This is a genomic window from Jeotgalibacillus malaysiensis (assembly GCF_044789845.1).
Lineage (GTDB): Bacteria > Bacillota > Bacilli > Bacillales > Jeotgalibacillaceae > Jeotgalibacillus > Jeotgalibacillus malaysiensis_A.
This window is the reverse complement of record NZ_CP085252.1, coordinates 218,851-231,977: the sequence shown is the minus strand read 5'-3', so window position 1 is coordinate 231,977 and position 13,127 is coordinate 218,851. Positions and strand designations below refer to the sequence as shown.

The window sequence follows — 13,127 nt, the reverse complement described above, 5'->3', positions numbered from 1 at the left end:
AAACTTAACCTTTGGAGACTCTTTGTACTATATTGAGTTTTCTGCTTAATACACTTCAATCTGTCCCATCATGCCATTATCTTCATGTTCTAAAATATGGCAATGGAATACGTAAACCCCTTTTTCAGGAAAAGTGACGAGCAATTTTACTCTTTCACCAGGTTCAACTGCAACACTATCTTTAAAGCCTTGTTCACTTTCTTCCACTTCTTCACCGTCACGGGAAATTACTTTGAACTGGGTACCATGAATGTGGAATGGATGTACCATACCACCCATCATATCCGGTTTATTATAAATTTCCCACACTTCTGTCACGCCCTGCTCCTGACGCAAATCAATACGATCAGCATCGAATTTTTTTCCGTTAATAGATACCATATCCATCATTCCAAATAATTCAATGTTTTTAGTAACAGGCATTTCTTTCTCCTCATCTGTCAAAAACGGCTCATCAGTGGTCCATGTTTTAATAGAGCCCGCTGTTGAATCAGTATCTTTCACATCAAATGGGAGTAGCACTACACCTTCTTCATTAATGATAGAAAGTGATTCCTCTTCAGTTAATTTCGAAAAATCTATAAGAATTTCAGCACGCTCCGAAGCAGCGAGTGTAAGTTCTTTACGGTCAACTGGCTCATCGAGTAAGCTGCCGTCAGAGGCAATTTGAGTGAAATTATCACCATTACTTAAGCGAAATGTATAATTACGTGCATTTGATCCATTTAATAAACGAAATCGCATAATAGGTTCTGTGACAGTCATCTTTGGATTGATTGTTCCGTTCACCATGGAAACGTCACCCAAAGTGCCGTCTACATTCATGAGATTGTCGTAATCTAATTGCTTATCTTCGTCAAAAAGACGGTCTTGAAAAATAAGCGGAATATCGTTAACCCCATATTCGTTTGGAATCTCCAAATCTGAATTAATGGAATTGTCAATGATTAACATTCCTGAGAGTCCTCTAAATACTTGTTCAGCAGTCATTTCATGAACATGTGGGTGATACCATAATGTAGCAGCTGGTTGATCAGCTTCTAATGTAATGATCCGGCTTTCTCCTGGTTGAATTTCATCACTGGGTCCACCATCTATTTTACTGGCAACTTCCAAACCATGCCAATGAAATGTAGTTGGTTCATTTAAGTCATTTGTAATTTTAACATTCACACTCTCTCCTTCTTCTATTTTCAGTGTGGGACCAAGCAAATCACCATTATATCCGTAAGTCTCAGTTGAGATTCCTTCGAAAAATTCAGTGATCCCTTCTTGTGCCGTCACTTCATAATCATAGTTTTTTCCTTTTTGCTTTTCTAATAATGGAGGAATCACCAACTCATTTACTCCTTCAGAAGATGCAAGTGAAGGTACCTCCCCATGATCCATCATTTCATTCATACCATCCTGATCCATACCTTGATCAGGATTATCTTCATTATCCATCATCATACTAGAGTTCATTCCCCCACTATCACCTGTGCAAGCCGATAAGATTATTGCAGCTAAAATAGATAAGGTTCCTTTTAGCAATTTTTTTTGCATTATCTCAATCCCTTCTTTCATTAGTATTTGCTTTCACCTTAACTCATAAATATGCATATTTGGCGGAGGAATGGTAGCATTTCTTTGACTTTTAACAAAATGAATTCATTAGCAGAACTGAGTTTGTATTTTATGAAAATCTCAGTATGATATGGTCATTATTTAGATCATAATGGAGTACCGCCAACATTTTGACACAAAACCCACTTTAAGACATTATTTACCATATAAAAACCGATATCCTTTACTCTAAGGGTACCGGCTCTGGAGTTTATCGATCTAATGGTCTTAAAGAGTTGAGTCCTGTCATTTTTTTATGTCAAAAGTATACTCTCCTAAGAAATTAATGTGTTCCCATCCTAATGGTGAAATATGTTTTATCATTTGCTCTCGTAGTATCCCTTTTTCACTTAGAACTTTTGTTGCTTCTGTGAGATAAACTGTATTCCATACAGTGATAGCATTAATGATGATATTTAATGCACTTGCACGTTGAAGCTGGTCTTGTAACGCTCTATCCCTTAGTTCACCTCGTTTTCCAAAAAATAAGGCTCGTGCTAAGGCATTCATAGACTCCCCTTTGTTTAACCCTCGTTGAATTCGACGACGTATTGCTTCATTTGAAATATAGTCTAATATGAAGATTGTTTTTTCAATTCTACCCATTTCACGGAGTGCTGTAGCCAAACGATTTTGCCTTGAATAGGCCCCCAACTTTCCCATAATGAGTGAACCAGAAACTTTCCCTTCCCGAATGGAGTGGGCTAGACGTAAAACATCATCATAGTTTTCTAGAATAACCTTTGTATTAATACGCCCTCGTATTAATTTTTCTATTGTTGGAAACTCACCAGGTTTTTCTATTACATATAGTCGAGTATCAGACAGATCTCGAAGGCGAGGTGCAAAACGAAAACCAAGTAGATGGCTCAGTCCAAAAACTTGATCGGTATAACCAGCCGTGTCTGTATAATGTTCTTCAATATTCAATTCAGATTCATGATGCAGCAACCCATCTATCACATGAACTGCGTCACGAGCGTTGGTATTAATGACTTTTGTGTAGTAAGAAGAAAACTGATCACTTGTAAAGCGATAAATCGTAGCTCCTTTACCAGAACCATAATGAGGATTTGATTCTGCATGTAGAGAAGACACGCCAACTTGTACTCTCATACCATCTGAAGAGGAAGTACTTCCATCTCCCCAATATGAAGATAAAGCAAGCTGATGATGGAAATTCACAAGTGTTGCCTGAGCTTTATTCATCGCATCATCATAAAGACGCCACTGAGAAGCATGAGCCATTTGGTGATAGGTAATTCCGGGTGTAGCATCTGCCATCTTTGTTAAGCCAATATTTGTACCCAGCGCCATTATCGTGGCTAATAAGATCGACTTTTCCTCTCCTTTGGGAGGACGGCTTGAAGAAGCATGAATAAATTGTTCATCAAAACCTGTCCAACTTGCAACTTCCATTAGCAGATCTGTTAGTTTTATCCGTGGCAACATGCTGTATAGGGATGAACTAAACGTCTTGGCTTCTTCTGGAGTATCCTTTTCAAGACGGTCAATGCGAATTTTCCCCTTATTTATACTGACACCCTCTAGTTCATCAACGTTATCGGACATAGCTTGCAGCCGTTTTCGAAGAGAATCCATTCTTTCGGTCAAATATTCTTCAGCAGAACTGCCTACAGCAAGGCGATTATGATGTAATCCAGTTTCTAACCATTCTTCTTTTGGAATTAGATACTCTTCAAAATCTTTATGTTGTTTACTGCCTCGAACAGATACATCTCCAGATCGAATATGATTTTGTAATTCAGTTAATGCTGCCATTTCATAATAATGTCGATTGATACTTCCATCCTCGTCATATACGTGTTTCTGCCACCGGTTAGAGACAAATCCAAGAGGAGCTCCTTCTGGAACTTTTCGTTTACCTGAATCATTCATATTTTTAATAATATCTAGTGCTTCTATCAATGGTTTTGCTGATTGGGTCGATTGAAATTTTAGTGATTTAAGTAAGGTAGGCGTATATTTTCGAAGATAAAAAAATCGTCTTTCTAAAAGATCTAAATAATCATAGTCGATAGGACGTGATAATTGTTTTGCCTCTTCCACCGATGCAATCATTTTCTCCCAGGACATGACGGTTTCCAATGTAGTAAACGGATCCAATCCTTCATTTCTTGCCTTTATTAGTGCAGCACCGATGTCAGCAAACTGTATGATTTTTTCATTAATTGTTTTACCGTTTTGTCTCTGCATTTCTTCTTGGGCCTTACGGCCCTTTGACTGCAAGATCATAATTTGGCGATCGTGGATTCCAATGGCTTGATCAATTAAGTCTTGACTGAGATTTAAGAGATAAGCCACAAGAATGGCATATTTTTTAGTCTCATTAAATCTTCGGAAGGAATGAGGTTCATATCGCGCACCTAAACGCGACAATTGAAGAAGCCTGTTCGGGTGTATGTCATTACAATCAATAGATAACTCAAGTTTTTTCACATACTCTAATCGTTCAATGACTTTTAAGAAGGCATCAGGTGAAGATTGTCCTGGGATTTCTTTTAACCAAGCAAGAGGTGTTTTTCCACTATCCAGAGTAGACTCCGTCATTAGGATCAAACTTTCCTTTTGCAAAGAGGATAGAGACCGCGATAATATCTTATATATTTTTTGTTCAGCTCGATGACGTGTTTGCCAAACCAGACGTTCAATAGTCGACATAGCTGGAAGAATAATTTTTTCGCTTCCTCATTTCTTCGATAGCCGTCCTAATCAAATACATTGAGTTCTCATTTTCCATTGCATGGCTTAGTAAAGAAGAAGAGATGTTACGATATTCTCTTGTTGAGAAGTTCCTATAACCATATTCTTTCCGAATTTCAACCATATGTTCATGCTTAGTTTGTTCCCGTTCGGCATATGATTGAAATTCTAAGGGGTCAACCTTAATTTGATTGGCAATAAACAGTAAAACTGTCTTAGGTATTTCTTTAATATCCGATAATGTCCATCCCGGAAAGCGAAACAGACATAACTGAACGGCAAATCCAAGTCGATTATAGTCTCGTCTTCGACGTTTAATCACTTCTAAATCATGTGGTGATAAAGTGTAGGAGGTAGCTATTTCCCACTCGCTAATATCAGCTGGAATTGTCATGAAATCTATACGTTGTTCAGGTGTAAGTAGTTCTCTTGCTCTCAAATACAAGATAATGCCTCCTGTTCATTTCTATATACGTTCTATAGCTCGATACAACACAGATTTACTAACACCAGTCATATCTGAAATCTCTTTTATACTGTACTCCTTAGAAGCATGTAGTTTTAATGCTCGTTCTACTAATTTTGGATCCTTAATTGGTCTTCCGCCATTTCTACCTCTAATTCTTGCAGATTGTAACCCTGCTTTAGTACGTTCACTGATGATATCCCGTTCTAACTCAGCAATACTTGCCATGGTACGGAAGAAAAAACGTCCCATTGCAGTTGACGTATCAATGTTGTCACTTATAGAAACAAAATTCACTTTTCTTTCCTCAAAGGTTTCTGCTAATTCAATTAAGTGCTTGGTAGATCTTGAGATACGATCTAGTTTATAGACAACCACTGTATCTCCTTCACTTATTGCTTTTAAGAGTTGCTCTAATTCTAAACGCTCTTTTTTTGTGCCCGTCATTTTTTCCTTGTAGATAACAGCTGCACCAGCTTTTTGTAAGGCATCCATTTGTAATTCTAAATTTTGATCTTGAGTAGAAACTCGAGCATATCCAAAAATTTTCCCCATTCTATTCCCCTCCTGAAATTAATTATTCCCTAATACGGGGGTACCGTCAATTTTAGGGAATAAGTTAAAGGGAATAGTTTAGGGAATGGTAAACAGTTCAAAACTATGTAAATATAAGCGTGCAAAAAAATCCCTAAAACGTTCGTTAATGGGAATTACTATTAGAAAAATCATTTTATGTTTTTCATTCAAATATTCACTTGAATATTAACCAAGGGAAGGTATATACTATATTCAAGTGAACATTTGAATATCAATGGGGTGATAATGTGAATAAGAAAGATACTTGTGAAATTTTTTGTTATGACGAGGAAAAGGTCAATCGAATACAAGGTGATTTAAAAACAATCGATATTGTTAGTGTTGCCCAAATGTTAAAAGCAATTGCGGATGAAAATAGGGCAAAGATTACCTATGCTTTGTGTCAAGATGAAGAGTTATGTGTGTGTGATATAGCAAATATTATTGGTATTACGGTGGCAAATGCTTCTCATCATTTAAGGACCCTTCATAAGCAGGGGATTGTAAGATATAGAAAAGAAGGAAAACTAGCGTTTTATTCGTTAGACGATGAACATATTAGACAAATAATGATGATTGTACTAGAACATAAGAAAGAAGTGAATGTCAATGTCTGATCAAAAGGCAATAACATCTGAACAAGAAATGAAGGCCTATCGTGTACAAGGTTTTACTTGCGCAAACTGCGCGGGTAAATTCGAAAAAAATGTAAAACAGCTATCTGGAGTTGAGGATGCAAAAGTAAATTTTGGTGCATCTAAAATTGCTGTTTATGGTAATGCAACGATAGAAGAACTAGAAAAAGCAGGTGCATTTGAGAATCTCAAAGTGACACCTGAAAAATCTGCTCGCCAAGCATCACAAGAGGTAAAAGAAGATACGAAAGAAGATAAAGTGCCGTTTTATAAAAAGCATAGTACTCTACTTTATGCTTCCTTATTGATTGCCTTTGGTTATCTTTCCTCGTATGTGAATGGAGAAGAGAACATTGTTACTACCTTATTGTTTTTAGCATCCATGTTTATCGGAGGATTATCACTTTTTAAAGTTGGTTTGCAAAACTTACTACGTTTTGAATTTGATATGAAAACCCTTATGACAGTGGCTGTTATAGGTGGTGCTATTATTGGAGAATGGGCAGAAGTTGCCATTGTTGTTATTCTCTTTGCAATCAGTGAAGCACTTGAGCGATTCTCTATGGATAGAGCAAGACAATCGATTCGTTCATTAATGGATATCGCTCCTAAAGAGGCACTTGTTAGACGTAATGGACAAGAAATAATGATTCATGTTGATGATATTGCTGTTGGGGATATCATGATTGTAAAACCTGGTCAAAAGATTGCGATGGATGGTGTAGTTGTAAGTGGGTACTCTGCCGTTAACCAAGCAGCTATTACAGGTGAATCAGTCCCTGTCGAGAAAACGGTTGATAATGAAGTATTTGCAGGTACCTTAAATGAAGAAGGATTACTTGAAGTAGAAATAACGAAACTTGTAGAAGATACAACAATTTCTAAAATTATTCATCTTGTAGAGGAAGCACAAGGGGAACGTGCTCCTTCGCAAGCATTTGTTGATAAATTCGCAAAATATTACACACCGATTATTATGATCATTGCAGCATTAGTTGCTATAGTCCCTCCTTTATTCTTTGATGGCAGTTGGGAAACATGGGTTTATCAAGGATTAGCTGTTCTAGTTGTTGGTTGTCCTTGTGCATTGGTCATATCGACTCCGATTTCTATTGTTTCAGCGATTGGGAATGCTGCGAAAAAAGGGGTCCTTGTAAAAGGCGGAGTGTATTTAGAAGAAATGGGCGCCTTAAAGGCTATTGCATTCGATAAAACAGGAACATTAACAAAAGGGGTCCCAGCTGTAACTGATTATAATGTGTTGAACAAACAGATAAATGAAAAAGAATTACTATCCATTATTACTGCATTGGAGTATCGTTCTCAGCATCCTCTTGCTTCAGCCATCATGAAAAAAGCAGAAGAAGAAAACATTACTTATTCTGACGTACAGGTAGAGGATTTCTCTTCTATCACAGGAAAGGGTATAAAGGGTATCGTAAACGGGACGACTTATTATATCGGTAGCCCGAAACTCTTTAAGGAATTATTGACTAATGATTTCGATAAAGACTTAGAGCAAAATGTTACTACTCTTCAAAATCAAGGTAAGACAGCCATGATTATTGGAACCGAAAAAGAAATACTTGCAGTTATTGCAGTTGCTGATGAAGTTCGTGAGTCAAGTAAGGAAATTCTTCAAAAGTTACATCAACTTGGAATCAAAAAAACAATTATGCTTACTGGTGATAACAAAGGTACTGCGAATGCTATCGGAGGGCAGGTTGGAGTATCTGATATAGAGGCAGAATTAATGCCACAGGACAAATTAGACTTTATTAAACAGTTGAGATCCGAGTATGGCAACGTAGCAATGGTAGGAGATGGGGTCAATGATGCACCTGCATTGGCGGCCTCAACAGTTGGGATTGCAATGGGTGGAGCTGGTACAGACACAGCCTTAGAAACTGCAGACGTCGCTCTAATGGGAGACGATTTAAGAAAACTTCCATTCACTGTAAAACTTAGCCGGAAAACTCTTAATATCATCAAAGCTAACATTACTTTTGCAATTGCTATTAAATTTATTGCCTTACTATTGGTTATCCCAGGTTGGTTAACGCTCTGGATTGCCATTCTTTCCGATATGGGCGCAACCCTTCTAGTAGCTCTAAATGGTTTGCGACTAATGAGAGTGAAAGAATAAAGGAAAAAGTGCTAAAAAGGGCTCTTCCAGACAGATGGAAATTCCTTTTTTAAAAAGGACTCATTATTAGTATAACTTCTAAATATAATAAAAATCAGTTAGTGAGTTGATGTAATTGACTTTAATTTTGAACGTTATTTCTGCAATAGGGGCATTTATAGTTACCAATATTGATGATATTTTTGTTTTGATGCTGCTATTTTCACAGGCAAAAGCACAGGTGAAAACGAGTGAAGGTTTAAAAGGTAACCAGACAGAGAATAAGCATATATCCCCTAAGGATATAATTATTGGACAATATCTAGGTTTTACCTTGTTAGTAGTAGTTAGTCTCTTAGGAACTTTTGGAGTTATGTTAATTCCAGAGAAATGGGTAGGATTACTTGGACTAATCCCAATCTATTTAGGGATTATGTTGTTTATAAAGGGAGAAGATGAGGATGAAAATGCAATTCTTTCAAGTTTAAATTCTGGAAAGTATAATAGTGTCTTTTTAAGTGTAGCATTTATAACATTTGCTAATGGCGGAGATAACATTGGAATATATGTTCCTTTCTTCTCTACTTTAACCATGAACCAACTAGCAGTAACGGTTATTACTTTCTTTATTATGGTTGCGATTTGGTGTTTTATTGGATATCGTTTGGCAGCTTTTAAACATGTCTCTGAAACCTTAGAGAATTACGGTAGATGGATTATACCCATTGTCTTTATTGGTTTAGGAATCTATATCATGGTGGAGAACGAAACTTTCAGTGCCCTTTTGAGTTTAATAAATTATTAAAAAATAATCTTCAAAAGTCCCTCTAGTTAACAGTTGGGACTTTTGTTTTTCTTATTTACAAATAACGGAACCTACCTTAACCAACTAACTATTGGATATAAGTAATTGCTTGTCTACCCAGTTGCACCCATGCAGCTTCAAAGTCTGCTATTTTGGCCTTTTTATTCTTTGTGTTTGCTAGTGGATCATTAAAGTAAATATAGGATTGGTCATATCCCGTCACTAATACAGAGTGCAGCTTATGAAGCCCTATTAGATTACTTTGCAACACATTGGCTAACTAACATTTCAATAGAAAAAACTGAGGAGTTACCACAAAGGAACCCTAAAAATGGCAAGTACCAGCATGTTTGGATTGATTATCATGAATAACCAAATGGAAATATGTCTGGATTTATACAGATAATAAAACGGCTAGAATAGTTACTAATAAGCCGATGATTCCTTAGCGTAGAGAATCATCGGCTTATTTTATGTCGAAATTTGCTTAGCGTGGGTTTTATGTCAAACTGTTGGTGGTACCCCATAATTAAATTTTGATCTGCATGATTTCTTCAAAATTTTTGGGTAAAGATAATTGATAAGAGAAGAAAATAGACCAGAAGGGAGTTTTTCTATGTCAACAAACCATCAACATCACACAACACATGATCACCAAGAACACAAAGGAGCAGAACATTCAAAAAACAAAGAAGATCATAGTCATCATCATGAGAATATGATTAAGGACTTTAAAAAACGTTTCTGGATTTCCATTATTGTCACGATTCCTATTTTAATATTATCTCCAATGATTCAGATGTTTCTAAATGTCGACTGGCGTTTTCAAGGTGATATGTATATTTTATTTGGATTATCTACCTTTATTTTTTTCTATGGGGGCTGGCCTTTTCTTACAGGAGCTACAGATGAATTGAAAAACAAATCACCTGGGATGATGACACTAATTACCCTGGCAATCTCAGTAGCTTATGTATATAGTTCGTTTACTGTATTCGGTATTGGGGGTAATGACTTTTTCTGGGAGTTAGCTACTCTCATAAATATTATGCTACTCGGTCACTGGATTGAGATGCGATCAATTTTAGGAGCTTCGCGCGCTTTAGAAGAACTTGTAAAACTAATGCCGTCTGAAGCCCATCTGATACAAGAAGATGGCACGATTAAAGATGTACTGATTAATGAAATTCAAAACGGAGACAACGTATTAGTAAAGCCAGGTGAAAAAATTCCGGTAGATGGATTAATTATTGAAGGAAAATCTACAATTGATGAATCCATGTTAACGGGTGAGTCTGTACCCGTAGATAAAACAGATGGAGACGAAGCGATAGGAGGTTCTATAAACGGGGAAGGTTCCATTACGTTAAAAGTTCAGAAAATTGGAGAAGAAACATACTTAGCACAGGTAATCAGTCTGGTCAAAGAAGCACAGGAATCTAAATCGAAGACTCAGGACCTGTCTAACAGAGCAGCAAAATGGCTATTTTATTTAGCTTTAGCAGCAGGAGTTACTACGTTCTTAATATGGACATTATTAGGTTATCCCCTTTCATTTGCTGTTGAAAGAACCGTTACTGTAATGGTCATTTCATGTCCGCATGCACTTGGACTTGCGGCTCCGCTTGTTGTTGCAGTTTCTACTGCGATTTCAGCTAAAAAAGGGTTGCTAATTCGTAATCGAACAAATTTTGAAAATGCCAGAAAAATAAATGCTGTAGTGTTTGATAAGACCGGCACCCTCACTGAGGGGCAATTCGGAATAACAGATATCAAAGTAATGAAGGGTTTTGAAGAAGATCGCTTGATCACATACGCAGCTTCAGTAGAATCACAATCTGAGCATCCAATTGCAAAAGGTATTGTAAAGGAAGCTGCAAAGCGAAAACTTCCTCTTAAAAAAATAAGTGATTTTCAATCAATTACAGGTAAAGGTTTACAAGCTACAGTTGAAGGTTCAGCTATCATGGTTGTAAGCCCGGGCTATGTAAAAGAGAACGACATTTCTTATGATACATCCAACTTTGATGATTGGTCTAGAGAAGGCAAAACTGTCGTATTTGTTCTTATTGATAAAGAGATTGCAGGTATGATTGCACTAGCAGATATTGTTAGAGAAACTGCTAAAAATGCAGTTAGTGATTTAAAAAAACTAGGTATAGAATCAATTATGCTGACAGGGGATAATCATCAGGTAGCAGAATATGTAGGTAAGCAAATTGGTATAGATAAAGTATATGCTGAAGTTCTTCCTCACCAAAAGTCAGAAAAAATCACAGAGATTATGAATACAGGTCGAAAAGTTGCTATGACAGGAGATGGAGTCAATGACGCTCCTGCTTTAGCTAAAGCAGATTTAGGAATTGCTATTGGAACCGGGACAGACGTAGCGATTGAAACAGCTGATGTGATTCTTGTTAAAAGTAACCCGCAGGATGTTGTAAACATCATTCAGTTGTCGAAAGTCACTTACAGAAAAATGGTTCAAAACCTATGGTGGGCTGCAGGGTACAATATTCTGGCTATCCCTCTTGCTGCTGGTGTTTTATATAATATTGGCATTGTGTTAAGTCCAGCAGTTGGTGCAATTTTAATGTCTGTTAGCACAGTCGTTGTTGCTATAAATGCGAAGTTACTTAAAATATAATTGGTTTAATAGCCTGACAGCCTTCTGTGTTGTTTTGTCAGAAGGCTGTTATTTATCAGGAGCAAACAAGGAGGTATACAGGTTTGTCCCTTCACGTTAAAGATAGTACGTTTGATCATGCTGATACTAATAAAAAGAAAATACATATTATTCTGATATTAGCACTGCCGGCTGTAATAGAAAATTTCTTCCAAACAATTTTAGGATTTATAGACACTTATTTTGTTTCGAAGATCGGCTTAGTAGAAGTTTCAGCGGTAGGAGTTACAAACGCTGTACTCGCTATTTACTTTGCATTATTTATGGCGTTAGGCGTTGCGGTGAATATATATGTTGCTAATTCTATTGGAGCTAAGCAGGTAGAACGAGCAAGGCATATTGCTCAACAGGCAATCATTATTGCTATTGTAATAGGGATTGTCACAGGGATTATTACATTATTTTTTGCTGAACCTCTTTTGACATTAATGGGTATTGAAGATGATGTTTTACAAGCAGGCTCCACATATTTCAGAATCGTAGCGATTCCTTCCATTTTCATGTCTTTAATGTTCGTGCTCAGTGCTATATTAAGGGGTGTCGGTGATACAAAATCTCCTATGAAAATAAGTATTATGATTAACATTGTAAATGCCGTTTTAGATTATGTTTTTATATTTGGCTTTTGGTTCATCCCGGAACTCGGTATTATTGGAGCAGCCATTGCAACTGTAATCTCTCGTATTTTAGGTACAATTGGACTTTTGATGTATATTCGAAAAACTAAAGAAATAAAATTTAAAAAATCTTACTGGAAACCAGATAAAGATCATCTAGTAGAATTATTGAGTCTGGGCGGCCCTGCAGCAGGCGAGAGACTTATCATGAGAATAGGACAAATCGTTTATTTTGGTTTTGTAGTGGCATTAGGTACCAATGTGTTTGCGGCTCACCAAATCGCTGGGAACATCGAGATTTTTTCTTATATGGTAGGATACGGCTTTGCTACAGCAGCAACAATCATTGTTGGGCAATTACTGGGTGCTGGTAATATTAAAGAAGCCAAGCAATATGCATGGCTTTGTGTTTGGCTGTCAGTAGGCTCTATGACTGTGTTAGGGGTCTTATTATTTTTTCTCGGCTCTTGGACAGGTAGTTTCTTTACACAGGATCAAGATGTGATAAATGATATTTCTATCGCTTTAAAAGTCTCAGGGATATTCCAACCTTTTTTAGCTGTTGTCTTGATTTTAACTGGAGTTTTTCAGGGAGCAGGCAATACAAAGTTTCCAATGTATTTGACTGGTTTTGGGATGTGGTTGATTCGCACATCATTTGTTTATCTGTTAACCGTTCAAGTTGGCTGGGGATTACTCGGAGTATGGATTGCCATCGGACTTGATATTATATTTAGGGCCGTTGTGTTATTGGTTCAATTCTCAAGGGATAAATGGAGGGTTCAAAAAGCAGACGAATCTGTTAGTTCAGGTGATGATTGTCATCCTCAAACGAGTAAAGAAGATATTTCAATATGTACGAACAGCTACTAAAAAAGCTAAGTAAAT

7 protein-coding genes and 1 pseudogene are annotated in these 13,127 nt (G+C 36.9%); 5 read left to right on the top strand and 3 right to left on the bottom strand.

Annotated features, from left to right (window positions below; translation table 11 throughout):
* Positions 1 to 45: 45 nt before the first annotated feature.
* The 3 genes and pseudogenes from LG330_RS01250 to LG330_RS01240 form a co-directional block, all read right to left on the bottom strand.
* Positions 46 to 1,566, bottom strand: coding sequence for a multicopper oxidase family protein (locus tag LG330_RS01250; RefSeq protein ID WP_236953561.1), 1,521 nt, complete (start codon positions 1,564 to 1,566; stop codon positions 46 to 48).
* Between the two features lie 250 nt (positions 1,567 to 1,816).
* A pseudogene (locus LG330_RS01245) lies at positions 1,817 to 4,774 on the bottom strand (Tn3 family transposase).
* 21 nt (positions 4,775 to 4,795) lie between these two features.
* Entirely contained in the window at positions 4,796 to 5,350 is a 555-nt protein-coding gene (locus LG330_RS01240; protein WP_017154440.1) for a recombinase family protein, read from the bottom strand.
* 269 nt (positions 5,351 to 5,619) lie between these two features.
* Here LG330_RS01240 and cadC point away from each other — a divergent pair, with 269 nt between their 5' ends.
* From cadC to LG330_RS01215, 5 genes are all read left to right on the top strand, one after another.
* Positions 5,620 to 5,988 carry a Cd(II)-sensing metalloregulatory transcriptional repressor CadC gene (cadC, locus tag LG330_RS01235; protein WP_003322301.1) on the top strand — a complete coding sequence of 123 codons (369 nt, stop codon included), beginning with the start codon at positions 5,620 to 5,622 and terminating at the stop codon, positions 5,986 to 5,988.
* Positions 5,981 to 8,152 (top strand): heavy metal translocating P-type ATPase, encoded by a 2,172-nt coding sequence (locus tag LG330_RS01230; protein WP_404406856.1) that lies wholly within the window; start codon positions 5,981 to 5,983, stop codon positions 8,150 to 8,152. The genes cadC and LG330_RS01230 overlap by 8 nt, the downstream gene beginning before the upstream one ends.
* A 115-nt stretch (positions 8,153 to 8,267) precedes the next feature.
* The gene (locus LG330_RS01225) at positions 8,268 to 8,936 is read left to right on the top strand and encodes a CadD family cadmium resistance transporter (protein ID WP_003322298.1); all 669 of its coding nucleotides are present in this window, start codon (positions 8,268 to 8,270) and stop codon (positions 8,934 to 8,936) included.
* A 616-nt stretch (positions 8,937 to 9,552) separates the two neighbouring features.
* Entirely contained in the window at positions 9,553 to 11,583 is a 2,031-nt protein-coding gene (locus LG330_RS01220) for a copper-translocating P-type ATPase (protein ID WP_404406854.1), read from the top strand.
* Positions 11,584 to 11,666: 83 nt separating this feature from the next.
* A complete protein-coding gene (locus tag LG330_RS01215) occupies positions 11,667 to 13,112 on the top strand; it encodes an MATE family efflux transporter (protein ID WP_204728721.1) in 1,446 nt (481 codons plus the stop codon).
* Positions 13,113 to 13,127: the final 15 nt, after the last annotated feature.